The 24793-nt window shown below is 72.4% G+C and carries 23 protein-coding genes; 11 read left to right on the forward strand and 12 right to left on the reverse strand.

Annotated features, from left to right (window positions below; translation table 11 throughout):
• Window positions 1-6 precede the first annotated feature (6 nt).
• Window positions 7-894, reverse strand: a complete 888-nt coding sequence (gene pflA, locus EDF34_RS02430) for a pyruvate formate-lyase-activating protein (RefSeq protein WP_123369769.1) — start codon at window positions 892-894, stop codon at window positions 7-9.
• A 1-nt stretch (window position 895) separates the two neighbouring features.
• Complete coding sequence (gene pflB / locus EDF34_RS02435; protein ID WP_123369770.1) at window positions 896-3163, reverse strand: formate C-acetyltransferase; 2268 nt, start codon at window positions 3161-3163, stop codon at window positions 896-898.
• A gap of 158 nt (window positions 3164-3321) precedes the next feature.
• Here pflB and EDF34_RS02440 point away from each other — a divergent pair, with 158 nt between their 5' ends.
• A complete protein-coding gene (locus tag EDF34_RS02440; RefSeq protein WP_123369771.1) occupies window positions 3322-4086 on the forward strand; it encodes a hypothetical protein in 765 nt (254 codons plus the stop codon).
• Here the strand turns inward: EDF34_RS02440 and dxs are convergent.
• On the reverse strand, window positions 4083-5957 hold the full coding sequence (dxs, locus tag EDF34_RS02445) for a 1-deoxy-D-xylulose-5-phosphate synthase (protein WP_123369772.1): 1875 nt from the start codon (window positions 5955-5957) through the stop codon (window positions 4083-4085). The genes EDF34_RS02440 and dxs overlap by 4 nt on opposite strands.
• Before the next feature lie 222 nt (window positions 5958-6179).
• Between dxs and EDF34_RS02450 the strand changes: the two genes are divergently transcribed.
• The 4 genes from EDF34_RS02450 to EDF34_RS02465 are packed head-to-tail and all read left to right on the forward strand — an operon-like array spanning window position 6180 to window position 9897.
• Window positions 6180-7634, forward strand: coding sequence for a GuaB1 family IMP dehydrogenase-related protein (locus EDF34_RS02450; protein ID WP_123369773.1), 1455 nt, complete (start codon window positions 6180-6182; stop codon window positions 7632-7634).
• Window positions 7635-7639: 5 nt separating this feature from the next.
• A complete protein-coding gene (locus EDF34_RS02455; RefSeq protein WP_123370624.1) occupies window positions 7640-8329 on the forward strand; it encodes a type 1 glutamine amidotransferase in 690 nt (229 codons plus the stop codon).
• Window positions 8326-9015, forward strand: a complete 690-nt coding sequence (locus EDF34_RS02460) for a CoA pyrophosphatase (protein WP_233575143.1) — start codon at window positions 8326-8328, stop codon at window positions 9013-9015. The genes EDF34_RS02455 and EDF34_RS02460 overlap by 4 nt, the downstream gene beginning before the upstream one ends.
• 24 nt (window positions 9016-9039) lie before the next feature.
• Window positions 9040-9897, forward strand: coding sequence for an aminoglycoside phosphotransferase family protein (locus EDF34_RS02465; protein WP_233575144.1), 858 nt, complete (start codon window positions 9040-9042; stop codon window positions 9895-9897).
• 1 nt (window position 9898) lies between these two features.
• Here EDF34_RS02465 and EDF34_RS02470 read toward each other — a convergent pair whose 3' ends face one another.
• Window positions 9899-10354, reverse strand: coding sequence for a MarR family winged helix-turn-helix transcriptional regulator (locus EDF34_RS02470; protein ID WP_123369775.1), 456 nt, complete (start codon window positions 10352-10354; stop codon window positions 9899-9901).
• A 76-nt stretch (window positions 10355-10430) separates the two neighbouring features.
• On the opposite strand from EDF34_RS02470, the gene EDF34_RS02475 reads away from it, so the two are divergent.
• Window positions 10431-10808, forward strand: coding sequence for a cupin domain-containing protein (locus EDF34_RS02475; protein WP_123369776.1), 378 nt, complete (start codon window positions 10431-10433; stop codon window positions 10806-10808).
• 73 nt (window positions 10809-10881) lie between these two features.
• Window positions 10882-11730 carry an alpha/beta fold hydrolase gene (locus EDF34_RS02480; protein ID WP_233575145.1) on the forward strand — a complete coding sequence of 283 codons (849 nt, stop codon included), beginning with the start codon at window positions 10882-10884 and terminating at the stop codon, window positions 11728-11730.
• Window positions 11731-11761: 31 nt separating this feature from the next.
• On the opposite strand, the gene acnA is transcribed toward EDF34_RS02480, so the two are convergent.
• Complete coding sequence (acnA, locus tag EDF34_RS02485) at window positions 11762-14506, reverse strand: aconitate hydratase AcnA (protein WP_123369778.1); 2745 nt, start codon at window positions 14504-14506, stop codon at window positions 11762-11764.
• Between the two features lie 145 nt (window positions 14507-14651).
• Window positions 14652-14819: a translation initiation factor 2 gene (locus tag EDF34_RS02490; RefSeq protein WP_123369779.1), complete on the reverse strand. Its 168-nt coding sequence runs from the start codon at window positions 14817-14819 to the stop codon at window positions 14652-14654.
• A gap of 194 nt (window positions 14820-15013) precedes the next feature.
• On the opposite strand from EDF34_RS02490, the gene EDF34_RS02495 reads away from it, so the two are divergent.
• Window positions 15014-17161 (forward strand): carboxypeptidase regulatory-like domain-containing protein, encoded by a 2148-nt coding sequence (locus EDF34_RS02495; protein WP_123369780.1) that lies wholly within the window; start codon window positions 15014-15016, stop codon window positions 17159-17161.
• A 37-nt stretch (window positions 17162-17198) separates the two neighbouring features.
• Here EDF34_RS02495 and EDF34_RS02500 read toward each other — a convergent pair whose 3' ends face one another.
• Together EDF34_RS02500 and EDF34_RS02505 are read right to left on the reverse strand one after the other, a co-directional pair.
• The gene (locus EDF34_RS02500) at window positions 17199-18446 is read right to left on the reverse strand and encodes a class I SAM-dependent RNA methyltransferase (protein ID WP_233575146.1); all 1248 of its coding nucleotides are present in this window, start codon (window positions 18444-18446) and stop codon (window positions 17199-17201) included.
• The gene (locus tag EDF34_RS02505; protein ID WP_123370627.1) at window positions 18436-20439 is read right to left on the reverse strand and encodes an APC family permease; all 2004 of its coding nucleotides are present in this window, start codon (window positions 20437-20439) and stop codon (window positions 18436-18438) included. The genes EDF34_RS02500 and EDF34_RS02505 overlap by 11 nt, the downstream gene beginning before the upstream one ends.
• Before the next feature lie 81 nt (window positions 20440-20520).
• Here EDF34_RS02505 and EDF34_RS02510 point away from each other — a divergent pair, with 81 nt between their 5' ends.
• Together EDF34_RS02510 and EDF34_RS02515 are read left to right on the forward strand one after the other, a co-directional pair.
• Window positions 20521-21171, forward strand: coding sequence for a TrkA family potassium uptake protein (locus tag EDF34_RS02510; protein ID WP_123370628.1), 651 nt, complete (start codon window positions 20521-20523; stop codon window positions 21169-21171).
• A complete protein-coding gene (locus EDF34_RS02515) occupies window positions 21168-21860 on the forward strand; it encodes a TrkA family potassium uptake protein (protein WP_123369781.1) in 693 nt (230 codons plus the stop codon). Before EDF34_RS02510 ends, EDF34_RS02515 begins: the two co-directional genes overlap by 4 nt.
• On the opposite strand, the gene EDF34_RS02520 is transcribed toward EDF34_RS02515, so the two are convergent.
• From EDF34_RS02520 to dut, 4 genes are all read right to left on the reverse strand, one after another.
• Window positions 21817-22461 carry a DUF3159 domain-containing protein gene (locus EDF34_RS02520; protein ID WP_123370629.1) on the reverse strand — a complete coding sequence of 215 codons (645 nt, stop codon included), beginning with the start codon at window positions 22459-22461 and terminating at the stop codon, window positions 21817-21819. The two genes, EDF34_RS02515 and EDF34_RS02520, sit on opposite strands and share 44 nt — an antisense overlap.
• Window positions 22462-22546: 85 nt before the next feature.
• Window positions 22547-22915, reverse strand: coding sequence for an OB-fold nucleic acid binding domain-containing protein (locus EDF34_RS02525; protein ID WP_123369782.1), 369 nt, complete (start codon window positions 22913-22915; stop codon window positions 22547-22549).
• The gene (locus EDF34_RS02530; RefSeq protein ID WP_123369783.1) at window positions 22912-23640 is read right to left on the reverse strand and encodes a DUF3710 domain-containing protein; all 729 of its coding nucleotides are present in this window, start codon (window positions 23638-23640) and stop codon (window positions 22912-22914) included. The genes EDF34_RS02525 and EDF34_RS02530 overlap by 4 nt, the downstream gene beginning before the upstream one ends.
• Window positions 23641-23711: 71 nt before the next feature.
• A complete protein-coding gene (gene dut / locus EDF34_RS02535) occupies window positions 23712-24182 on the reverse strand; it encodes a dUTP diphosphatase (RefSeq protein WP_123370630.1) in 471 nt (156 codons plus the stop codon).
• 89 nt (window positions 24183-24271) lie between these two features.
• Between dut and EDF34_RS02540 the strand changes: the two genes are divergently transcribed.
• Window positions 24272-24736 carry a DUF3093 domain-containing protein gene (locus EDF34_RS02540; protein WP_123369784.1) on the forward strand — a complete coding sequence of 155 codons (465 nt, stop codon included), beginning with the start codon at window positions 24272-24274 and terminating at the stop codon, window positions 24734-24736.
• The last annotated feature ends 57 nt before the right edge of the window (window positions 24737-24793 follow it).

Below are 24793 nucleotides of genomic sequence, written 5' to 3' on the forward strand. Positions count from 1 at the left end.
GCGTCGTCAGTAGACCGTCAGCCCGCGCGCACGGAACTGGTCGCGCACGCGCTCGACCAGCTCGGGAGTCGGCGGCTGGGTGTCCTCGAGCTCGTAGGTCAGGCCCAGCTCGGACCACTTGTCGCGGCCCATCTGGTGGAAGGGCAGCACCTCGACGCGGCTCACGGTCGGCAGTGTCGCGACGTAGGACGCGACGGCCTCGGCGTTGTCGACGTCGTCGGTCAGCCCCGGGACCAGCACGAACCGCACCCAGATCTCCGTGCCGCGCGCTGCCAGGCGGCGGCCGAAGTCGAGCGTCGGCTGCAGGTCCCGGCCGGTGACGCGGCGGTAGGTCTCGGGGTCGCCCGACTTCACGTCGAGCAGCACGAGGTCGACGTCGTCGAGCATCTCGTCGGACAGGTGCGAGCCGAGGTAGCCCGACGTGTCGATCGCCGTGTGGATGTCCATCGCGCGGGCGCCGCGCAGGAGCCGGCGCACGTACGCCGGCTGCATGAGGGGCTCGCCGCCCGAGATCGTCAGGCCGCCGCCGGTCGCCTGCATCACGCCGCGGTAGCGCGAGATGCGGGCGAGCAGCTCGTCGGCCGGGACGTCCGTGCCGCGGCGCATCTCCATCGTGTCGGGGTTGTGGCAGTACAGGCACCGCAGCGGGCAGCCGGACAGGAACACGGTCATCCGCGTGCCCGGTCCGTCGACCGCGGTCACCAGCTCCCAGGAGTGCACCGAGCCGACGTCTCCCGCCCGGACCGCGGCGAGGCGGGCCGAGCGGTCGTCGGGCTCGGCGGTCGCCAGCCCGGACGTGCCGTGGCCCTGCGTCCGCTCGTGCGAGCCGCCGACGAGCGGCATCCCGAGGGACACCACGGGGGCGCCGGGCTGCCGCTCGTCGGTGGTGGTCATCTCAGACCGCTCCGTGGAACGTGCGCGACAGCACGTCGAGCTGCTGCTCGCGGGTCAGCCGCACGAAGTTCACGGCGTAGCCCGAGACCCGGATGGTGAGCTGGGGGTAGTTCTCCGGGTGCTCCATGGCGTCCAGGAGCGTCTCGCGGTTCAGCACGTTGACGTTCATGTGGTAGCCGTTGGACAGCGTGTAGGCGTCCAGGAGGCCGACGAGGTTCGTCACCTGCTCGTCGCGGGTACGACCCAGACCAGCAGGTACGACGGACGAGGTCAGCGAGATGCCGTCCTGCGCCTCGGAGTACGGGAGCTTCGCGACGGAGAGCGCCGAGGCGAGCATCCCGTGGGTGTCGCGCCCGTTCATCGGGTTGGCGCCGGGGGCGAACGGCTCGCCGGAGCGGCGACCGTCGGGCGTGGAGCCCGTCGCCTTGCCGTAGACCACGTTCGACGTGATCGTCAGCACCGACTGGGTGTGCGTCGCGTCGCGGTAGGTCGGGAACCGGCGGATCTTCTCCATGAACGTCTTGACGATCCACACCGCGATGTCGTCGGCGCGGTCGTCGTCGTTGCCGTACGTCGGGAAGTCGCCCTCGATCGCGTACTCCGTGACCAGGCCGTCGGCCGTGCGCAGCGCGCGGACCTTGGCGTACTTGATGGCCGACAGCGAGTCGACGACGACGGAGAGGCCGGCGATGCCGCACGCCATGGTGCGCAGGATCGTGCGGTCGTGCAGGGCCATCTCGATGCGCTCGTAGGCGTACTTGTCGTGCATGTAGTGCACGCAGTTGAGCGCGTCGACGTAGGTCTGGGCCAGCCAGTCCATCATCGTGTCGAACTTCGCCATGACGTCGTCGTAGTCGAGGACCTCGCCCTCGACGGGCGCTCCCACGGGCGCGATCTGCTTGCCGGTGTTCTCGTCGCGACCACCGTTGATGGCGTACAGGAGCGTCTTGGCGAGGTTCACGCGCGCGCCGAAGAACTGCATCTGCTTGCCGACCCGCATCGGGGACACGCAGCACGCGATGGCCGCGTCGTCGCCCCAGGAGTCGCGGATGAGGTCGTCGGACTCGTACTGCACCGCGGAGGTGTCGATCGAGACCTGCGCGCAGTAGTCCTTGAACCCCTGCGGCAGCTTGTCGCTCCAGAACACGGTCATGTTCGGCTCGGGGGCCGGGCCCAGGTTGTACAACGTCTGCAGGTAGCGGAACGAGGTGCGCGTCACCAGCGGGCGACCGTCCTCGCCGATGCCGGCGAGCGACTCGGTGACCCACGTCGGGTCGCCCGAGAAGAGGTTGTCGTACTCGGGCGTGCGCAGGAACCGCACGATCCGCAGCTTGATGACGAAGTCGTCGATGATCTCCTGCGCCTGCTCCTCGGTGAGCACGCCGGCCTCGATGTCGCGCTGCAGGAAGACGTCGAGGAACGTCGAGGTACGACCCAGCGACATCGCGGCGCCGTTCTGCTCCTTCACGGCGGCCAGGTAGCCGAAGTACAGCCACTGCACGGCCTCGCGGCCGGTCGTCGCGGGCAGCGAGATGTCGTAGCCGTAGGACGCGGCCATCGTCTTGAGCTCGCCCAGCGCGCGCGTCTGCTCCGCGAGCTCCTCGCGGTCGCGGATGACGTCCTCGGTCGAGCGCTCCATGTCGAGCTCGGCGCGCTCGAGCTTCTTCGCGGCGATCAGCGCGTCGACGCCGTAGAGCGCGACGCGGCGGTAGTCGCCGATGATCCGGCCGCGGCCGTAGGCGTCCGGGAGGCCCGTGATGATGTGGCTGCTGCGCGCCGCGCGGACGGCGGGCGGGTAGACGTCGAAGACGCCGTCGTTGTGGGTCTTGCGGTACTTGGTGAAGATCTCCGTGACGATCGGGTCGGCCTCGTAGCCGTACGTCTCGAGCGAGTTCAGCACCATCCGGTAGCCACCGTTGGGCATGATCGCGCGCTTGAGCGGCGCGTCGGTCTGGAGCCCGACGACGACCTCGTTCGCCTCGTCGATGTAGCCGGGGGCGTGCGACGTGATCGTCGACGGCGTCGTGGCGTCGATGTCGTAGACGCCCTTCTCGCGCTCGGCGGGGAACATCGCCGCGAGGCGGTCCCACAGGGCGGTGGTGCGGACCGTCGGGCCGGCGAGGAACGAGGAGTCCCCGAGGTACGGCGTGTAGTTGCGCTGGATGAAGTCGCGCACGTCGACGTGGTCGACCCACGGGCCTGCGACGAAGCCTTCCCAAGCGGCGGGCATGGTGGCCTCGACCTGCTGCGGAACTGCCGTGGTGGACATTCGTACTCCTTCGTTCGAACGGGGTAGTTCGAACTTACGAAGGCAATGATGGGATGTCTTGGGACCTCGGTCCCGGGTCGTGGACGTCGTGTGAAGTGCCAGGTCACACGGCAGCCAAAACGCCCGCGCAGAGCGTGTCGTCGCACTATCGTCTGGGCATGCCTCGCCGCCTCCGCTCCACGGTCCTCGCCGCCGCGACCGTCGTCGCCCTCGCCACCAGTGCGATGGTGCCCCTGAGCGCTGCCGCCGCCTCGTCAGACGGTCCGCGGGTCACGTCGGTCGACGTCGGTCCCCGGTTCCTGCCGCGCAAGATGCTCGCGGAGCTGGTGCCCGGGGTCACGGTTCCCGACCCCCGCCGCAACGTCGTCGTGCGCGTCAGCACCTCGGCGGCCGGTGCGAGCGTCCAGTACCAGGAGCGCTGGTTCATCGGCGGCAAGAACGAGAAGTTCCGCTGGTCCGGCGCGAGCACATGGTCGACGAAGCATGCCTACCGCAAGCAGGTCGTCGAGGGCGGGACGCTCTGCTACCGGTTCCGTGCGAAGGCTGGCGGCGCGGTTGGCCCGTGGTCGACCATGCGCTGCACGAGCATGCCCATCCGTGGCGCTGGGCTTGCGCCGAGCAACTGCGGACCGAGCGACGCGGGCGTCAAGCACCAGCGGGCGAGGACCTGCACCATGGGCTCGAAGCGCTCGTGGCACTTCATGAGCGGGAACGCGGTCCGCGTCGGCTTCCTCGGTGGCAAGGGCGCGGGGAGCTTCGACGTCTATGCCGGCGGCACGAAGATCGGCCACGTGTGGGCCGGCGGCACGTCAGCGGGACTGCACCACCGCACGTTCGAGGCGCCGAAGCATTTCCGTGGGTTCGTCGACTTCCGTGGCACGCGGGGCAACGTCGAGATCCACGACTGGCTGGCCCTGCCCTAGCTCGCCCCCAGCGCGCCCAGCACGTCGCGCGCGATGTCCGCCGGCCGCAGGCGCAGCGTGCCGACGAGCTGGTCGCGCGTCGCGTGGTCGAGGAACGCGCGCGGGATGCCGATCGACTGCACGGGCGTCCCGATGCCGGCCTCGCGGGTGCGCTGCGCGACGATCGCGCCGATCCCGCCGTCGACCACGCCGTCCTCGATCGTCACGACGTGGTCGTGCTCGCCGACGAGCTTGACCAGGCCGGGGGCCACGGGCAGGACCCAGCGCGGGTCGACGACGGTGACGCGCAGGCCGTGCGCGGCGAGCAGGTCGGCGACCTCGAGCGCGGTGGGGGCCATCGCGCCGACGGCGACGACGAGCACGTCGCGCTCGCCGGAGCCGGTGCGGGCCAGGACGTCGACGCCGTCGACCTCCTCGAGCGCGGGGATCGGGTCGCCCATCGCGCCCTTGGGGTAGCGCACGACGGTCGGGGCGTCGTCGACGTCGACCGCCTCACGCAGCGCGGTGCGCAGCGTCGTCTCGTCGCGCGGCGCCGCCAGGCGCAGGCCCGGCACGACGCCGAGCATCGCCATGTCCCACATGCCGTTGTGGCTCGCTCCGTCGTCACCCGTCAGACCGGCGCGGTCGAGCACGAACGTGACGCCAGCGCGGTGCAGCGCGACGTCCATGAGGACCTGGTCGAAGGCCCGGTTGAGGAAGGTGGCGTACACGGCGACCACGGGGTGCAGGCCGCCGAACGCCATGCCGGCGGCGGAGGTGGCGGCGTGCTGCTCGGCGATCCCGACGTCGAACACGCGCCCCGGGAACTCGGCCGCGAACGGCGCCAGACCCACAGGCTGCAGCATCGCCGCGGTGATGGCGACGACGTCCTTGCGCCGACGGCCGATCCGCACGATCTCGTCGGCGAACACGCTCGTCCAGCCGAACCGCGAGGGCGCGAGCGGCAGGCCGGTCTCGGGGTGGATCTGGCCGACCGCGTGGAAGCGGTCGGCGATGTCCTGCTCGGCCGGGGTGTACCCGCGGCCCTTCTCGGTGATGACGTGCACGATGACCGGCCCCGCGTAGGTGCGCGCCCGGCGCAGCGCGCGCTCGACGGCCGCCTCGTCGTGGCCGTCGACCGGTCCGACGTACTTCAGGCCGAGGTCCTCGAACATGCCCTGCGGGGCGACGACGTCCTTGATGCCCTTCTTCAGGCCGTGCAGCGCGTCGTACGCGGCGCGTCCCGGCGGGCCGGAGCGGCGCAGCGTGCGCTTGCCCCAGGACAGGACGTTCTCGTACCCCTGCGTGGTGCGCAGCGTGTCGAGGTGGTGGGCCAGGCCGCCGATCGTCGGGTCGTAGGAGCGCCCGTTGTCGTTCACCACGATGACCAGGCGACGGTCCTGACCGTCGGCGATGTTGTTGAGCGCCTCCCAGGCCATGCCGCCCGTCAGCGCGCCGTCGCCGATGACGGCCACGACCGAACGGTCGCCCCGGCCCTGCAGCTCGTTGGCCTTGGCGATGCCGTCGGCCCAGGACAGCGCGGTCGAGGCGTGCGAGTTCTCGACGACGTCGTGCTCGGACTCCGAGCGGCTCGGGTAGCCGGAGAGGCCCTCGCGCCGGCGCAGCTGGCTGAAGTCCTGCCGGCCCGTGAGCAGCTTGTGCACGTAGGACTGGTGGCCGGTGTCGAACACGAAGGTGTCGGCCGGGGACTCGAACACGCGGTGCATCGCGATCGTGAGCTCGACGACGCCGAGGTTGGGTCCCAGGTGGCCACCCGTCCGCGAGACGGACTCGACGAGGAACGTGCGGATCTCGCCCGCCAGCTCGTCGACCTGACGCGGCGTGAGCGCGCGGACGTCGGCCGGCGAGCCGATCCTCTCGAGCAGTCCCATCGCGTCTCCGTCCTCGTCGTCCCACCTGACCGTGGGGCCGCGCGCGGCGGCCGCGCACGGGCGGCGCTGCCACAGGGGGGACCCAGGATGTCTCCCGGACACTCTAGGCGCCCAGCCCCACCGCGGCCCTGGATGCGCACGTGGGGTGCACCACCTGCACAAGACTCCCCCGCGACTCATCCCCGGCGAACCGTCTACCATTGATCGGAAAGGGGAACACCCATGCGCTTCCTGAACGGCCACCAGGCCACATCTGACCTCACGTACGGCGACGTCTTCCTCGTCCCGTCACGTTCGGAGGTCGCCTCCCGCTTCGACGTCGACCTGACGTCACCTGACGGGACCGGCACCACCATCCCGCTCGTCGTCGCCAACATGACCGCCGTCGCCGGCCGCCGGATGGCCGAGACCGTCGCCCGCCGCGGCGGCATCGCCGTCATCCCCCAGGACATCCCCACCGACGTGGTGGCGGACGTCGTGGCGTCGGTCAAGGCCAAGCACACGGTCGTCGAGAGCGCGGTCGTCGTCGCTCCGCACGACACGGTGCACACGGCCATCACCCTGATCGGCAAGCGCTCGCACGGCGCGGCCGTCGTCGTCCGGGACGGGCGCCCGGTCGGCGTCGTCACCGAGGCCGACTGCCAGGGCGTCGACCGCTTCACGCAGGTCGAGGACGTCATGACGGCTGACCCGAGCACCATCGAGGCGTCGGTCCTCGAGGACGGCGGCCCCCGCGGCCTGGAGGCAGCGTTCGAGCAGCTGCACGCCTCGCGACGCCGCTTCTCCCCCGTGACCCGCGACGGCGCGCTCGTCGGCGTGCTGACGCGCGTCGGCGCGCTGCGCTCCTCGATCTACGAGCCCGCGCTCGACGCCGACGGTCGCCTGCGCGTGGCCGCCGCCGTCGGGATCAACGGCGACGTCAAGGCCAAGGCGGCCGAGCTGCTCGAGGCCGGCATCGACGTGATCGTCGTCGACACGGCCCACGGTCACCAGCGCAAGATGTTCGACGCGCTGGCCGCCGTGCGCTCGCTCGACCCGCAGGTGCCCGTCGTGGCCGGCAACGTCGTGACCGCCGAGGGCACGCGCGACCTCATCGAGGCCGGCGCGGACATCGTCAAGGTCGGCGTCGGCCCGGGCGCGATGTGCACCACCCGGATGATGACGGCCGTGGGCCGCCCGCAGTTCTCCGCCGTGCTCGAGTGCGCCGCCGAGGCACGCGCGCTCGGCAAGCACGTCTGGGCCGACGGAGGCGTGCGGCACCCCCGCGACGTCGCGCTGGCGCTGGCGGCCGGCGCGTCGCAGGTCATGGTCGGCTCGTGGTTCGCCGGCACGCACGAGTCGCCGGGCGACCTGCACGACGACGGCAACGGCCGGCTCTACAAGGAGTCGTTCGGCATGGCCTCGGCCCGCGCCGTGGCCGCCCGCACCCGCGGCGGCTCGGCGTTCGAGCGTGCGCGCAAGGGCCTGTACGAGGAGGGCATCTCCTCCTCGCGCATGTACCTGGACGCGCGTCGCCCGGGCGTCGAGGACCTGATCGACCACATCACGGCGGGCGTCCGCTCGGCCGCCACGTACGTGGGCGCGACGAGCATCGACGAGCTGCACGAGCGTGCCGCTGTCGGCATCCAGTCCGCGGCGGGCTACGAAGAGGGCCGCCCGCTGCCCGACGGCTGGTGACGGGCATGCGGCCCGTCCTGGTCCTCACGCACGCGCCGCACGAGGGCCCGGGGCTCATCGCCCCGGTCCTCGACGCGCCCGTGCGGGTGCGCACGGTGGTCTCGTCGCAGGACCCGGTCCTGCCGGGCCTGGACGAGATCTCCGGTGTCGTGGTCATGGGCGGCGCGATGGACGCCGACGATGACCGCTACCCGGGACTGGTCGCCGAGAAGCGGCTGCTCGCCGAGGCGGTCGCCGCGGACGTGCCCGTGCTCGGCGTGTGCCTCGGCATGCAGCTGCTCGCGCTCGCCCTGGGCTCCGAGCTGCAGCGCCGGCACGGCACGGAGATCGGGTTCGCCCCGGTCGACGTCGTCGGCGACGACCCCGTGCTCGGCGTGCTGGGCGACCGGCCGACCGTGCTGCACTGGCACGACGACGCCGTCACCCTCCCGGGCGGCGCGACGCTGCTCGCGTCGACGGCCACCACCCCGGTCCAGGCCTTCCGCGCAGGTTCCGCCCTCGGGGTCCAGTTCCACCCCGAGCTCGAGCCCCGGATGCTCGACCTGTGGCTCGCGACGCCCGAGATGGTCGACGACCTGTCGGACGACGACGTCGAGGCCATCCGGGCCGACGGCGCCAAGTACCTGCCCGACCTGGCCCCCGCAGCCCGGGCGATGGTGAGCGGCTTCGCCGAGCAGGTGCGGGCGCGCGGTTGAGCCCGGCGCCGACCAGCAGCACCGACGCACGCGCCGACCTCGTCGCGCTGTGCGCGCGAGGCGTCGACTGGCGTCTCGACCCGTCGCGGATGATCACGCTCGGCGCCGCGACCCGGCCGGCGGCGGTCCTGGTGCTGTTCGGCCGGCTCGACGCCCTGCCCGCCTCCACCGGCGACCCGGCCGTCCCGGCCGACCTCGACGTGCTCCTGCAGCGGCGGGCCGGGACGCTCGGTCACCACGCCGGGCAGGTCGCGTTCCCGGGCGGTCGGCTCGAGCCGTCCGACGACGGGCCCGTCGCGGCCGCGCTCCGGGAGGCCACCGAGGAGGTCGGGCTCGACGCCGCGGGCGTCGAGGTGCTCGGCACGCTCGCGCCGCTGCCCGTGCCGGTGAGCAACCACCTGGTCACGCCCGTCCCTGCCTGGTGGACGACGCCGTCGCGCGTGGCGGCCGTCGACCACGCCGAGACGGTGGACGTGTTCCGGCTCGCGGTGGCCGACCTGCTCGACCCCGCGAACCGGGCCAGCGTCGCGCACACCCGCGCCGGGGCGACCGTCCGCACCCCGGCGTTCGTCGTCGGCGACGTGCTCGTCTGGGGCTTCACGGCCATCGTGCTGTCGCGCATGTTCGACGCGCTCGGCTGGGCGGTCCCGTGGGACTCCCGCCGTCTGGTCACCCCGGAGGTCTGAGTGCCGCATCCTATGATCGAGGTCATGGTCGACGAGGAGCTCGCCCGCCGCCTGCTGCTCGAGCAGCACCCCGACCTCGCGGACCTTCCGCTCGCCTGGGTCGGCACCGGCTGGGACAACGCCATGTGGCGGCTCGGCGAGCACCTGATGCTCCGCTTCCCCGTGCGTGAGGTCTCCGCGCACCTGGTCGAGCACGAGCAGGCCTGGCTCCCCGTGCTGGCACCGCGCCTGCCGGTCGACGTGCCCGTCCCCGTGCGCGTCGGCGTCCCGGGGGCGCTCTACCCGTGGCCATGGAGCGTGGTCCCGTGGTTCGAGGCCACCCCGGCCGCCGCGACACCCGCCTCGGCGCACTCGTCCTGGGCGGCGCAGCTCGCCGACTTCTTCGTCGCGCTGCACGTGCCCGCGCCCGACGACGCGCCCGACAACCCCGTGCGCGGCGACGACATCGCGGCGCGCCGTGAGCCGCTGCGCGACCGCCTCGCGCGGCTGGCGCTTCCCGACGCGGACCGCATCGCCGCTCGCTTCGACGAGCTCGCCGCAGCGCCCCGCTGGACCGGCACGCCGGTCTGGATCCACGGCGACCCCCACCCGGCCAACCTCCTCGAGCACGGGGGCGCCCTGCGGGCCGTCATCGACTTCGGCGACATCACGTCGGGCGACCCCGCGTGCGACCTGGCCACCGCCTGGATGACGTTCGACGCGTCGGCCCGTGCGCTCTTCCGGGCTCGGGTCGACGAGGGGTGCGGCTGGGACGACGCGATGTGGCAGCGGGCCCAGGCGTGGGCGCTGCACCTGTCCGTCGTCATGCAGATGCACCCGGTGGAGTACCCCCACCTGGCCGCGGTGGGGCGCCACGGGATCGAGCAGGCCCTCGACCGCTAGGTCAGGTCCAGTCCGAGAGGTCGGTCGGGCCCCGTCGGCCGCGGGGCGCAACCCCGAGCGTGGTCAACGTCGCGTCGACGTTCGCGTCCCCGGCGCGGGCTCGCCACGCGCGCACCTCGTGCCGGAAGGCCCGGGCGGACAGCCGCAGCATCGTCTCCCCCCGCTCGGTCGGGGCCAGGATGCGCTCACGCCGATCCGCGCCGCTCGCGGTTCGGGTGACGAAACCCATCTCCTCGAGGCTCCGCGCGGTCTTCGCAGCAGCCTGCTTGCTCACTCCCAGCCGCTCCCCCAGCTGCACGCTCGTGCAGCCCGTGCCGATCGCCTGCATCGCAAAGCCGTGCGAGGCCCGCACGTCGGGGAAGCCGGCAGCGGCCAGGTCGAGGTGCACGGCGTCGACCAGGGCCCGGAACGCCGACATCAGCAGGAAGGGCATCGCGACGTCATCAGCAGGGTCCATAGGCCGATCCTACGACTTGTGGGCAACCATGTTGACGACATATGGTCAACCCCGTTGTCTACTTCTGGAGGAAGTCGTGCCCCACCTGACCCCATCGTCCGCTCCGAGCCGCGAGCTCCACGGAGTCACCTTCACGTCGTTCGCGAGCAGCCGGACCGGCGCGGCGCACCTGGCCGCCTGGCGCGCCGACTTCCCGCCGCGCACACCGGGAGCGGCGCACGCCATGAGCCAGGAGGAGGTGCTGAACGTCGTGGTCGGTGCGCTCGACGTCGAGATCGACGCCGAACGGTTCACCGCTCGCGCCGGCGACGCCGTCCTGGTCCCGGCCGGCGCTCGGTTCCGGATCAGCAACACCACCTCGCAGCCTGCGCAGGCGTGGGTCACGACGTCGCTCGGGATGACCGTCGTGATGCACGATGACGGCCAGGTGCTCGCACCACCGTGGGCGCAGTGACGCACGCCGCGCTCCCGAGGCACCCCCGGACTCGACCTCGCGACCGGGAGAGCACGTCCGCGAGACTGGGTCGGTGACGACGACGCTCGACCTGGACCTGCCCGACGGGCGCCGGTTGCGCGCCCATTGCTCGGACGCCGACCACGACGCACCGACGGTGGTCTGGCACCACGGCACACCACAGTCGGGGGCCCTGCTCGCGCCGGTGGTCGACGCGGCCGTACGCCGCGGGTTCCGGGTCGTCTCCTACGGCCGGCCGTCCTACGGCGGCTCGACGCCCCGACCAGGGCGGACGGTCGCCTCGGCGGCCGGCGACGTCCGAGCCGTGCTCGACGCGATCGGCGTCGACCGGGCCGTGAGCGTCGGCGCGTCGGGCGGCGGCCCGCACGCGCTCGCCTGCGGCGCGCTGCTGCCCGAGCGCACGACAGCCGTCGTGAGCATCGCCGGCCTCGCCCCGCTGGACGGGTTCGACTGGTCGATGGGAATGGCGTACGACGACGCGCTCCGCGCAGCCGTTCGCGGGCGCGAGGCACGGGCCGCCGTGGCCGAGCCGGACGGACCACCGCCGGGCTTCGTCGCCGTCGACTGGCTCGCGCTCGCCGGCGAGTGGGGCGCCCTGGGCGACGACGCCGGGCCGGCCGGCCAGGCCAGCCCGGACGGCATGGTCGACGACGACGTGGCGTACACGCACCCCTGGGGTTTCGCCCCTGCGCAGGTTCACTGCCCGGTGCTGCTCGTACACGGCGGCCTGGACGCGGTCGTCCCGCTGGCGCACTCCCGGCGCCTGCTCGAGCTCCTGCCCGACGCGCAGCTGTGGGAACGGCCGCAGGACGGCCACGTCTCGGTGCTGCGGGCGCTGCCGGTCGCCCTCGACTGGGTGGTCGACCTCGCCCCGGACGTACGACGGGCCCGCACCCCGTGAGGGAGTGCGGGCCCGTCGGCGTACCGGGGAGTCAGCCCTGCGCGACCTGCCGCAGCACGTACTGCAGGATGCCGCCGTTGCGGTAGTAGTCCGCCTCGCCGGGGGTGTCGATGCGCAGCACCGCGTCGAACTCGACGACGGAGCCGTCCGTCTTCGTGGCCTTCACCGCGAGCGTGCGGGGCGTGGTGCCCTCGTTGAGCGCGGTGACGCCCGTGATGTCGAAGGTCTCCGTGCCGTCGAGGCCGAGCGTGTCGGCCGACTCGCCGTCGGGGAACTGCAGCGGCAGGACGCCCATCCCGATGAGGTTGGAGCGGTGGATCCGCTCGAAGCTCTCGGTGATGACTGCCTTGACCCCCAGCAGGCTGGTGCCCTTGGCTGCCCAGTCGCGCGAGGAGCCGGAGCCGTACTCCTTGCCGCCCAGGACGACGAGCGGGATGCCCTGTGCCTGGTAGGCCTGCGACGCATCGTAGATCGAGGACTGCTCGCCCGTGAGCAGGTTCGTGGTGAACCCGCCCTCGACGCCCGGCACCAGCTGGTTGCGCAGGCGGATGTTCGCGAACGTGCCGCGGATCATGACCTCGTGGTTCCCGCGGCGCGAGCCGTAGGAGTTGTAGTCACGACGCTCCACGCCGTGCTCGGCCAGGTATAGGCCGGCCGGGCTGTCGGCCTTGATCGAGCCGGCGGGGCTGATGTGGTCGGTCGTGACCGAGTCACCCAGCTTGGCCAGCACGCGCGCGCCGTGGAAGTCGACCACCGGGGACGGCTCGGCCTGCATGCCCTCGAAGTACGGGGGCTTGCGCACGTAGGTCGACTCGGGGTCCCACTCGAACGTGTCGCCCTCGGGCGTGGGCAGCGCGCGCCAGCGCTCGTCGCCCGTGAACACGTCCGCGTAGTCCTTGGTGAACATCGCGCGGTCGATCGACGAGTCGATGACGGCCTGCACCTCGTCCGGCGTGGGCCAGATGTCCGCCAGGAAGATGGGCTGGCCGGCCTCGTCGCGACCCAGCGGGTCGGACGCGAAGTCGAAGTCCATGGTGCCCGCCAGCGCGTACGCGATGACCAGCGGCGGCGACGCCAGGTAGTTCATCTTGATGTCGGGGTTGATGCGGCCCTCGAAGTTGCGGTTGCCCGACAGCACGGCGGCCACGGCGAGGTCGTGCTCCTGCACGGTCTCCGAGACCTTCTCGTCGAGCGGGCCCGAGTTGCCGATGCACGTGGCGCAGCCGTAGCCGACCAGGTGGAAGCCGAGCTTCTCGAGGTACGGCCACATGCCGGCCTTCTCGTAGTAGTTCGTCACGACCTGCGAGCCCGGCGCCATCGACGTCTTGACCCACGGCTTGGCCTGCAGGCCCTTCTCGACGGCCTTCTTCGCGACGAGCGCGGCGGCCATCATGACCGACGGGTTCGACGTGTTGGTGCAGCTCGTGATGGACGCGATCGCGACGGCGCCGTGGAACAGGTCGAACTGGCGCCCCTCGCTGTCCGTCGTCGGGAACACGCGGGTGGCCGACGAGGTGATCGCGGGCGAGTCGGACGCGGGGAACGACTCGCGCTCGGCCTCGTCGACGCCGTTGGTGACCTCGGGCGCGTACGTGGGCAGGTCGCGCTGGAACTGCTCCTTGGCCCGCGACAGCTCGATGCGGTCCTGGGGGCGCTTCGGGCCGGCGATCGACGGGACCACGGTGGACAGGTCGAGCTCGAGGTACTCCGAGAACACCGGCTCGACGTACGAGTCCAGCGTCGGGTCGAGCCACATGCCCTGCTCCTTGGCGTACGCCTCGACGAGCGCGAGCTGCTCCTCGGAGCGGCCGGTCAGGCGCAGGTAGTCGAGCGTGACGCCGTCGATCGGGAACATCGCGGCCGTCGAGCCGAACTCGGGGCTCATGTTGCCGATGGTCGCGCGGTTGGCCAGCGGCACCGCCGCGACGCCCTCGCCGTAGAACTCGACGAACTTGCCGACCACGCCGTGCTGGCGCAGCTTCTGCGTGATCGTCAGCACGATGTCGGTCGCGGTGACCCCGAGGGGGATCGAGCCCGTGAGCTTGAAGCCGACGACGCGCGGGATGAGCATCGAGACGGGCTGGCCGAGCATGGCCGCCTCGGCCTCGATGCCGCCGACACCCCAGCCCAGCACGCCCAGGCCGTTGACCATCGTGGTGTGCGAGTCGGTGCCGACGCAGGTGTCGGGGTAGGCCTTGCCGTCGCGCACCATGACGCCGCGGGCGAGGTACTCGATGTTGACCTGGTGCACGATGCCGGTGCCCGGCGGGACGACCTTGAAGTCGTCGAACGCCGTCTGGCCCCAGCGCAGGAACTGGTAGCGCTCACGGTTGCGCTGGTACTCGAGCTCGACGTTGCGCTCGAACGCGTCGGCGCGGCCGGCGACGTCGATCTGGACGGAGTGGTCGATGACCAGCTCGGCCGGGGCGAGCGGGTTGATGCGGGTCGGGTCGCCGCCGAGCTCGACGACGGCCTCACGCATGGTGGCGAGGTCGACGACGCACGGGACACCGGTGAAGTCCTGCATGATCACGCGCGCCGGCGTGAACTGGATCTCGGTGTCGGGCTGGGCGTCGGGGTCCCAGCCGGCGAGGGCGTTGATGTGGTCGGCGGTGATGTTCGCGCCGTCCTCGGTGCGCAGCAGGTTCTCTGCCAGCACCTTGAGGCTGAACGGCAAGCGCTCGAGGCCCGGCACCGCGGCGAGCCGGTACACCTCGTAGGAGGCGTCACCGACTTCCAGCGTTCCCTTGGATCCGAAGCTGTCGACAGTGCTCACGAGACTCCTTCATCGGGCGAGTCGGCCGGGGATGGGGGTCCCGGGCCGTGGGCGATGCACAGCCACCCTAGTGGCTCCATCGAAGTATCTTGACGTCAAGATACATCACGACGGGCCCGTCACGCGAGTCGGGCACGCCGTCGTGTCAGTCCTTCGCGTGGGCCTCGTCGTACGCGGCCTGAGCCTTGCGCTCGGCCTCGATCGCCCGCTCGTGCGAGCGGTGGTCGTACTCGGGCGTCCCGCTCTTGAACAGCTCCTGCGTCGCCACCTTCTTCGCCTGGGCCAGCGCGCTGCTCGTCGTGTCGTCGCTCACGGCAATCTCCTCCCGTGCCTTCCGGTCGCGGGCCCGCCGGCCCGTCCGTCTCCACGGTAGGACGCCCACCTGCACGGCGCGACCCACCGGCGACCCACCGGCGACCCACCGTGGCGCCCGTTCTGGCCGGACATGTCCGACTGCTCCGCCTATCCTGGCGGCGCACTGAGGCAACCAACACTTCGGAGGACAGCGTGTTCCGCAACCGCACCAGCGGGCGGACGCAGGGGGCGACGCTCACGCGACGAGCACCCCTGCGCCGCACCACCCGCCGCGCACTGGCCGGCGCAGTCTCGGCCGCGCTCGTCGTCGGCCTCGTCCCGCTCGTCGCCGCGCCCGCGCAGGCCGCGGGCGTGACGATCACCGGCACCGTCAAGAACCAGGCGGGCCAGCCCGTCGCCGCCACGGTCGAGGTCTCCCCCGCCGGTGGCGGCCGGGTGCTGTCGGCGACCACGAACGCCGCCGGAGCCTTCACGCTGTCCGGGGTTCCCGCGGGGTCGAGCTACCTCGACGCCAGCGAGACGGGCGAGGAGCACCTGTACACGCCCGAGCACTGGAACGGCACGGCGAGCGTCCCGAGCTACGTCCCGTTCACCGTCCCGACGACCGACGTGACGGGCGTCAGCTTCGTCCTGGACCCGGCCACCGGCATCCTCGGCATCGCGACCGACGAGGCCGGCAAGCCGCTGCAGAACATCGGCTGGAGCGTGCTCGAGTACCGCCCGGAGCAGGGCGACTGGTACCCGCCCCAGATGGGCCCGCTCCTGACCGACGAGGCCGGTCGGATGTGGTGGACCACGCAGGTCGGCAAGAAGTACCGCCTCTGCTTCTCCGACGACTGGTACGACGACCCGTCGTGGCGACCCGCCACGCGGTACGCCGACCGGTGCTGGGACCAGGCCACGTCGCAGGACACCGCGACGACGATCACGGTGACCGAGCAGACGCGTCGCCAGGTGCTCACGGTCGAGCTGCCGGCCGGCGGGAAGTCCATGCTGCCCGGCACGCCGTTCGTGACCGGCGCGGCGAAGGTCGGCGGCACGCTGAGCGTCGACCCCGGGCAGTGGACTCCCTCTGACGTGGCTCTCACCTACCGCTGGTACGCCTACCGCGACGGGACCCGCATCGACCTGCCCGCGACCGGACGCACGTACACGCCGACCACCGACCTCGAGGCCGGCGACTCCGTCTCGGTCGAGGTGACCGGCACACGCTCGGGGTACAAGTCCGCGACCCGGTACGGCTACGGCGGCGAGATCGGGCAGGCGACGCCGACCCTGTCGGCCCCGGTGAAGATCACGGGCACGCCGACACCCGGCAACACCCTCACAGCGTCCTGGGGCACCCTGACCCCGTCCGTCGAGTACCCGATGCTCACCTGGTACGTCGACGGGCAGGCTGACGGCCGCGGCACGTCGTCGGGGAACACCACGTTCACGGTCACCACCGCCGACCTCGGCAAGCGCGTGGAGGCGCGGCTGGAGGCCTACAGCACCGGCTACAACCCGCTGCGCTCGGCCGCCTCCGTGACCATCGGCGCCCCGCTGACGGCCGCCACCCCGACGATCACCGGGACGCTCGCGGTCGGCAAGACCCTGACCGCCACGGCCGGTGCGTGGGGACCCGCTCCCGTGACGCTGGCCTACCAGTGGTACCGCTCGGGTGCCGCGATCGCGGGCGCGACGTCCAGCACCTACCCGCTCGCCGCGGCCGACCGCGCCACGACGATCACCGTCAAGGTCACGGGCAGCAAGCCCGGCTACGTCACCGCGGCGCGCACGTCGGCGGCCACGACCGCGGTCCTGGGCGTCCTCACGGCCCCCACCCCGACCATCAGCGGCACCACGGCGGTCGGGAGCAAGCTCACCCTGTCCACCGGGACGTGGGGACCGGCGCCCGTGGCGCTCAACTACCGCTGGTACCGCTCGGGCGTCGCGATCTCCGGCGCGACGGCGACGACCTACACGCTCACCGCCAGCGACCGCGGCAAGACGATCACCGTGCACGTCGCCGGCCGCAAGACCGGCTACGTCTCCGCCAACCGCTCGTCGGCCGCGACCGCGGCCATCCGCGGCGTGCTGACCCCCAAGACGCCGACCGTCAGCGGGACGCGCAAGGTCGGCTCGACGCTCAAGGCCGTGCCCGGCACGTGGGGGCCCGCACCCGTCACGCTCGCCTACCAGTGGTACCGCGGCAGCACCGCGATCACCGGCGCGAAGTCGGCGTCGTACAAGCTCGTCGCCGCCGACAAGGGCACGACGATCAAGGTGCGGGTCACCGGCAGCAAGTCGGGCTACGTCTCCGCCGCGAGGTACTCGGCCGCCACGGCGAAGATCGCGTGACCGAGGCTGACGGGCGCCCCGTCCCGCGGGGTGCCCGTCAGCGCGTCAGGACCGCGACGGTCTCGAGGTGGTGCGTCATCGGGAACAGGTCGTAGCCCTGCAGCGTCTCGACGCCGTAGCCGCCGTCGGCGAACAGCGCGATGTCCCGTGCCAGCGCCGCGGGGTCGCACGCGACGTAGACGACGCGCTCGGGCCGCAGCTCGAGGATGCCGCCGACGACCGAACGGCCCGCGCCGGTGCGCGGCGGGTCGAGGACCACGACGTCCGCGTGCACGACATCCGAGTCGGCGTCGTCACGGCCGGACAGCACGCGCCCGACGTCCCCGGCGTGCAGCTCGACGTTGCCGCGGTCGTGCAGGTTGCGGCGGGCGTCCTTGACGGCACGCTCGTCGCCCTCGACGGACACGACCTCACCGGTCTCGCCAACGGCGTCCGCGAGCGGGGCGGTGAACAGGCCGGCACCCGAGTAGAGGTCGAGGACGGCGGCGCCGTCGACGTCGCCGACGCCCGCGAGCACCGCGTCGGTCAGCACGCCCGGCGCCTCACGGTGGACCTGCCAGAAGCCGGCGGCGGCGACGCGGAACACGCGGTCGCCCACGCGTTCGCGCACCGAGGTCCGGGCGTTCGGGCGCTTGTCGACGCGTCCCTTGCGCAGGTCGTACGGCAGGCCGTCGAGCAGCACGACGGGCTCGTCCCCGCTGGCGGGCGCGATGGCCTCGATGTGGGCACCGGCGGGCCAGGTGCGCTCGAACAGCTCGAGAGCCTCGATGGTGGGCGACGCCAGCGGCATCGAGGTCAGCGCGTGCACGTCGTGCGAGCGGGGGCCGCGCATGCCGGCACGGCCGGACGCGTCCGCGACCAGGTCGATCCGCGTGCGCCAGCCCAGGCCGCCGAACTCGTCGTCGCCCGGGGCCGCGAGGATGCTCACGTCCCGCTCGAGCCTGGCCAGCCGGCGCAGCTGCTCGTCGAGCACCGCGGCCTTCCAGGCGCGTTGAGCGGGCAGCGCGACGTGCGCGAGCTCGCCACCACCGACGCCGCCGGGACCGGCCTCGGGCCACACCGACTCGACGCGGTCCGGCGAGGCCGAGACGATCTCGACCGCGTCCGCGCGCCAGAACTTGGCGTCGGGCGCCGCGTCGGTCAGCCGGGCACGGACACGCTCGCCCGGCAGGGTGTGCCGGACGAAGACCACGCGGCCGTCGTAGCGCGCCACGCAGTGCCCACCATGGGCGATCGGGCCGACCTCGAGGTCGACGAGAGCGTCAGGCAGGATGTCAGAAGCCACGGTTCACCGGTCCACGCAGGGGATCCTCGAGACCGGTCTGGCCCTCGGAGGAAGCGAGCTGCCACGGCACCGACGCGACGACGACGCCGGGCGTGAAGAGCAGGCGGCCCTTGAGCCGCAGGGCGCTCTGGTTGTGCAGCAGCTGCTCCCACCAGTGTCCCACCACGTACTCGGGGATGTAGACGACGACCAGGTCCCGCGGGCTCTCCCGGCGGATCGAGCGCACGTAGGTGAGCACCGGGCGGGTGATCTCGCGGAACGGCGAGTCGAGCACGCGCAGCGGTACCGGCAGGTCCATGGCGTCCCACTGCTCGCGCAGGGCCGTCACGTCGTCCGGGTCGACGCCCACGGTCACGGCCTCGAGCGTGCTCGGGCGCCCGGCGCGGGCGTAGGACAGCGCGCGCATCGTCGGGCGGTGCAGGTGCGAGACGAGCACGATGGCGTGCACGCGGCTGGGCAGCGCCCGCGCGGACTCGGAGTCGACGCCGAGGGCGAGCTCGGCGCGGACGGTCGCGTAGTGCTTGTGGATCGCGCGCATGGTCACGAAGACGACGGCCATGGCCAGGATCGCGATCCAGGCACCGTGCGTGAACTTGGTGAGGAGCACGACGATCAGCACGGTCCCGGTCATGACGAACCCGATCGAGTTCACCACGCGAGCGCGCAGCATCTGCGAGCGGCGAGCGGGCTCGGGCTCGGTGCGCAGGCCCCGCGTCCAGTGCCGGACCATGCCGAGCTGGCTCAGCGTGAACGACACGAACACGCCCACGATGTACAGCTGGATCAGCTTGGTGACCTGGGCGTCGAACGCCCAGATGAGCACGATCGCGACCGCGGCCAGCGTGACGATGCCGTTGGAGTACGCGAGGCGGTCGCCGCGCGTGTGGAGCTGGCGCGGCAGGTAGCCGTCGCGCGCGAGGATCGAGCCGAGCACCGGGAAGCCGTTGAACGCCGTGTTCGCGGCGAGCACGAGGATGAGACCGGTGGCCACGGCGATGAGCACGAAGAGCACCGGGATGCCGTGGAAGATCGCTGCCGAGAGCTGGCTGATCACCGGGTGCTGGACGTAGGAGTCGCCCACGGGCACGCCGTCCCGCGTGAGCTGCGTCGCCGGGTCGTCGGCGAACACCACACCGGTGGCACGCGCAAGGAGGAGGATCGACAGGATCATGATGATCGAGAGGCCACCCAGCAGCGCGAGCGTGGTAGCGGCGTTCTTCGACTTGGGCTTCTTGAACGCGGGCACGCCGTTGCTGATCGCTTCGACGCCCGTCAGCGCCGCGCAGCCCGAGGCGAACGCGCGCAGGATCAGGAAGAAGCCGGCGAGGCCGGTCAGCCCCTGGTCGTAAGCGGCCTCGGGCGTCAGGCCGAGGCCTGCACTCTCGGCCATCGGGAGGTTGCCGGTCAGGTAGCGGACGGCTCCGACGACCGCGATGAGCCCGATCGCCAGCATGAACAGGTAGACGGGGATGGCGAAGGCCTTGCCCGACTCCTTGACACCGCGCAGGTTCGCGACCGTGATCAGCACGACGAGGACGATCGCGAACGGCACCTCGTGCCCCCGCAGCGGGGGGAACGCGGTGGAGGCGTACTGGGCGCCCGACGAGATCGACACGGCCACCGTGAGCACGTAGTCGACCAGGAGCGCGCTCGCCACCGTGACTCCGGCGTTCGGGCCGAGGTTGACGGTCGCCACCTCGTAGTCGCCTCCGCCGGAGGGGTACGCGCGCACGTTCTGCCGGTAGGACGCGACGACGGTGATCATCACGACCGCGACCGCCAGGCCGACCCACGGCGAGATGACGAGGGCCGTCAGCCCGGCCATCGAGAGCGTCAGCAGGATCTCGTCGGGCGCGTACGCCACGGACGAGAGCGCGTCCGAGGCGAACACCGGAAGCGCGATGCGCTTGGGCAGGAGGGTGTGGCCGACGTTGTCGCTGCGGACCGGACGTCCGATCAGCAAGCGCTTGGCGGCATCCGAGAGGTCCGACACGAGGCCGATCGTACGCACGCCGGGCCTGCTGCACGTACCGGTGCCCGGGGGTATAGCGTCCGGGTCGTGCACTTCGTGATCATGGGCTGCGGCCGGGTGGGTGCCTCGCTGGCGCTCAACCTCGAGGAACACGGCCACTCGGTGGCCGTCATCGACCAGAACCCCGACGCCTTCCGGCGCCTGCCCGGCGATTTCGCGGGCAACAAGGTGACCGGCCTCGGCTTCGACCGCGACACCCTCACCAAGGCCGGGATCGACGACGCGTACGGCTTCGCGGCCGTCGCCGACGGCGACAACTCGAACATCCTGGCCGCGCGCGTCGCGCGCGAGACCTACGGGATCGAGAACGTCGTCGCGCGCATCTACGACCCCCACCGCGCCGAGATCTACCAGCGCCTCGGCATCCCGACCGTGGCGACCGTGCGGTGGACCGCGCACCAGGTCCTGCGACGGCTGCTGCCCATGGGGGCGAGCGACGAGTTCCGTGACGCGTCCGGGCAGATCCAGCTCGTGCAGCTCGACGTGCACGAGGCGTGGGTCGGTCGCCCGCTGCGCTCCCTCGAGGAGGCCAGCGGCTCGCGCGTCGCCTACGTCACGCGCTACGGCGACGGCGTCCTGCCGACCGTCGACACCGTCCTGCAGGAGAACGACACCGTGCACCTGCTGCTCAAGGTCTCCGACTCCGCCCACGTCGAACGCGTGCTGACGCGCGCACCGGAGGTGTCCGAGTGAGGGTCGTCATCGCAGGCGCCGGGTCCGTCGGCCGCTCGATCGCGCGCGAGCTGCTCGCGCACGACCACGAGGTCACCATCGTCGACCGTCAGCCGAGCGCGATGCGGATCGCCCAGGTGGCCGACGCGGACTGGCTGCTGGCCGACGCGTGCGAGCTGCCCACGCTGCGCGAGGCCCGGGCCGACGAGTGCGACGTCATGGTCGCCGCGACCGGCGACGACAAGGCGAACCTCGTCATCTCGCTGCTCGCCAAGACCGAGTTCGGCGTGCCCCGCACGGTCGCGCGCGTGAACAACCCCAAGAACGAGTGGATGTTCGACGAGGCGTGGGGCGTGGACGTCGCCGTCTCGACCCCGCGGATCATGACGTCGATGGTCGAGGAGGCCGTCTCCGTCGGCGACCTCGTGCGCATCTTCACGTTCCACCAGTCGCGCGCCGGGATCCTCGAGCTCACCCTTCCCGACGGCTCGCCGCTCGCCGGCATGCGCGTGGGTCAGATCGAGTGGCCGCAGGACACCGTGCTGGCGTGCATCGTGCGCGACGCGCGCCCCCTCTCCCCCAGCCCGGACGACACGCTGGAGGGCCGTGACGAGCTGCTGTTCGTCACGGGGCGCGACGCCGACGAGGCGGCGCTGCAGGCGGTGCTCAGGACTGGCGTGAGCGCGTCGAGCGCACCAGCAACCAGCTGATCCAGAGGGCCAGCGCGGTGAGCGGCAGGCCCATGGCCAGCTTCGCCGTGCCGAGCCAGCCGATGTCCTCGGAGTAGTAGAGCGGCACCTGGACGGCCAGCCGCACCGCGAACATCGCGACCCACGGCCACGTCGCCAGGCTGTACGTCCGGCGCAGGGCCTTGTCCGAGCGCCACGCGACGGCCGCCGACCAGGGTCCCCCGCTGAGGGGGCCGCCCTTGGTGAACAGGCCCATCACGAGGCCGACGAGGGGCCAGCCCACGAGGATGCTCGCGAGCGTCCCGACGAGGTAGAGACCGTTGACCCACAGGCCGTAGGCGAAGTAGTCCGACGCGTCGCCCGTGCGCCAGGCCCACACGACGCCGATGCCGACGCCCAGCAGGCCCGAGAAGGCCTGCGTGACCGGCGTGCGCTGCACGAGACGGACGATGACGGCCAGGACCGCCGCACCGGCCGCCGCGACGAGCGCCGGGGTCAGGGACTGGCCCGTGGCCAGGTAGACGACGACGAACAGCAGGCCCGGTGCGACCGACTCGACGACGCCACGCACGCCGCCGACCGCGTCGGCCGCGGAGAACTCCTCGGCCGTCAGGGCGCGCATCCCGCGCAGCCCACCCTCCTCGGGCGCGACGACGTCGTCGATCGCGTCCAGCGGGCCCTCGGGGGCGCCCTGCGGCGCCGGGGACTCACTCACCGGGTCGCGGCCGCAGCTCGTAGCCGGGGTTGAACACCGTGCGCTTGCCGTCGACGAGGCAGACCAGGCCCTCGGCCTTCAGGCGGCGGCCCGGCACGACGCCGGCGATCTCGCGCCGACCGAGCCAGACGAGCACGAGCGTGCCGCTGCCGTCGTAGAGCTCGGCCTCGAGCGCCGGGACGCCCTCCCGCGGGCGGAAGGTCACCGAGCGGATCACGCCGGAGACACGGGCACGCGAGCGCACCGGGAGCTGGTCGACGGGCGTGCAGCCCACGGCGCGCACCTGGTCGGCACGCTCCTCGTCGGCCTCGATCTCCGCCTGGGACGCCGCCAGGTGACGCAGGCGCTCGGTCAGGCTCATCGGGTCTCCGTGATCTCGGGGCCGCGCTCCAGCGGGTCGAAGCTCGGCGCCGCGGGCTCAGCCTCGTCCTCGGCCGGCGCGGACGCCGGGCCGGGCAGGCGCAGCCCGAGCAGGTCCCGCGGCGCGTGCGCCTCGGTCCCGCGCACCACGACGACTCCCCCGAACACCTGCTCGAGGACGGCGGCCGCTGCGGGCTCGACGGCGGCCTTGCCGGTGATGACGCCGCGGACGAACCAGCGCGGCCCGTCGACGCCCAGGAAGCGGGCCGGGCGGTGACCGGTGCGGCCCTCCGCGGTGCGGACGGGCAGGCGCGCGAGCAGCTCGCGGCCGAACGGCCCCGGCAGGTCGTCGACGGAGCCGCCCTGCTGCACGACGGACGCGGCGATCTCCTCGCGGATCTCGTCCCAGATGCCGTCCGTGCGGGGCGCCGCGTAGGCCTGCAGCTGGAGCTGGGAGCCCTCGATGGACACGCTCGCCGCCGAGACGACCTCCGTGGCCTTGTCGATCTCCATCCGCAGCTCCATGCCGGGGATGCCGGGGACCCGCAGCGCGCCGAGGTCGACGCGAGCGTGCTCGTCCTCGACCTCGTCGACGTCCCAGGGTCCACGCGTGCGCGCAGGGGCCTCGACGACGTCCTCGTCGGGCGTCTCGACCTCGGCGTCGACCTCGGCCTCGGTGATGTCGTCGGGCGCGATGTCCTTCGCGCCACGCCGGAACAGAGCCACGTGCTTCTCCTTCGACCGACGCGCGAGCGCGCGTCATCACCCTCGACAGTAGTCCGCCGAGGAAAGCCCACCTAGCCGGTGACGGCCGCCTGGCCCCAGCCGCCCGACGACCCGAACCCGCCCGTGCCCCGGTGCGACCCCGGCAGCGTCTCGACCTCGACGAACCGGACCCGCTCCACGCGCTGGACGACCAGCTGGGCGATGCGGTCGCCGCGGCGCAGCTCGATGGCGTGCGCGGCGTCGGTGTTCAGCAGGGTGACCGCGATCTCGCCCCGGTAGCCCGCGTCGACCGTGCCCGGCGCGTTGACGATGGTCAGGCCGTGCTTCATCGCCAGGCCCGAGCGGGGGTGCACGAACGCGGCGAATCCGTCGGGAAGCGCGATCGCGACGCCGGTCGGGACCGTGACGCGGCCCTGGGGCGGGATCACGACGTCCACCCGGGTCAGCAGGTCTGCGCCGGCGTCGCCCGGGTGGGCGTACGCGGGGGCGTCGAGCTCGGGGTCGAGCCTCAGCAGCAGGACCTCGGTGCGGTGGTCGTCGATCACGGGGCCAGACCCTACCGGTCCGCGACCCCGGCCGGGGGCGCGACGGGGCGCGACGGGGGCACGGCGACGGATGCGAAACTTGTGCCATGTCCAGCAAGCTGCCCGGCACCGCGCCCGCGACCCACGTGTTCTTCGAGCGGCTCTGGCTCGGTCCCCTGGGCTGGTTCGGCGTCGTCGCCCTCGCGGGGTGCCTCGGGGTGGCGGCGCTGCCGGTCGACGCGCTCCTCGCGCTCGTCGTCACCGTGGTCGCGACCGTGGCGCTCGTCGCGCTCGGCCTCGCGACGACGACCACCGTGTCGGTGACCGACGGGGAGCTGCTCGCGGGCGACGCGCACATCCCCCTGACGCTGCTCGGCGAGGTGCGGGAGCTGGACGCGGACGAGCTGCGCGCCGAGCTGGGCCCGCGCCTCGACGCCCGCGCCCACCTGTGCACGCGCGGGTGGATCCACCGGGCCGTGCGCGTCGAGCTGGTCGACCCGGCCGACCCGACCCCCTACTGGATCGTCTCGACGCGGCACCCCGACGCGCTCGCCGCCGCGCTGCGCGGCTGACTCGCGGCTGACTCGCGGCTGACCCGCCCCGGACAGCACGACGGCCGGCGCCCAGGA

It is taken from the genome of Cellulomonas sp. PhB150 (assembly GCF_003755175.1).
GTDB lineage: Bacteria > Actinomycetota > Actinomycetes > Actinomycetales > Cellulomonadaceae > Cellulomonas.

What these genes read in the sequence shown, in the direction of transcription:
- pflA (WP_123369769.1), bottom strand. Translation starts at nt 894, where the DNA reads ATGACCACCACCGACGAGCGGCAGCCCGGCGCCCCCGTGGTGTCCCTC.
- pflB (WP_123369770.1), bottom strand. Translation starts at nt 3,163, where the DNA reads ATGTCCACCACGGCAGTTCCGCAGCAGGTCGAGGCCACCATGCCCGCC.
- EDF34_RS02440 (WP_123369771.1), top strand. Translation starts at nt 3,322, where the DNA reads ATGCCTCGCCGCCTCCGCTCCACGGTCCTCGCCGCCGCGACCGTCGTC.
- dxs (WP_123369772.1), bottom strand. Translation starts at nt 5,957, where the DNA reads ATGGGACTGCTCGAGAGGATCGGCTCGCCGGCCGACGTCCGCGCGCTC.
- EDF34_RS02450 (WP_123369773.1), top strand. Translation starts at nt 6,180, where the DNA reads ATGCGCTTCCTGAACGGCCACCAGGCCACATCTGACCTCACGTACGGC.
- EDF34_RS02455 (WP_123370624.1), top strand. Translation starts at nt 7,640, where the DNA reads ATGCGGCCCGTCCTGGTCCTCACGCACGCGCCGCACGAGGGCCCGGGG.
- EDF34_RS02465 (WP_233575144.1), top strand. Translation starts at nt 9,040, where the DNA reads ATGGTCGACGAGGAGCTCGCCCGCCGCCTGCTGCTCGAGCAGCACCCC.
- EDF34_RS02470 (WP_123369775.1), bottom strand. Translation starts at nt 10,354, where the DNA reads ATGGACCCTGCTGATGACGTCGCGATGCCCTTCCTGCTGATGTCGGCG.
- EDF34_RS02510 (WP_123370628.1), top strand. Translation starts at nt 20,521, where the DNA reads ATGGGCTGCGGCCGGGTGGGTGCCTCGCTGGCGCTCAACCTCGAGGAA.
- EDF34_RS02520 (WP_123370629.1), bottom strand. Translation starts at nt 22,461, where the DNA reads ATGCGCGCCCTGACGGCCGAGGAGTTCTCCGCGGCCGACGCGGTCGGC.
- EDF34_RS02525 (WP_123369782.1), bottom strand. Translation starts at nt 22,915, where the DNA reads ATGAGCCTGACCGAGCGCCTGCGTCACCTGGCGGCGTCCCAGGCGGAG.
- EDF34_RS02540 (WP_123369784.1), top strand. Translation starts at nt 24,272, where the DNA reads ATGTCCAGCAAGCTGCCCGGCACCGCGCCCGCGACCCACGTGTTCTTC.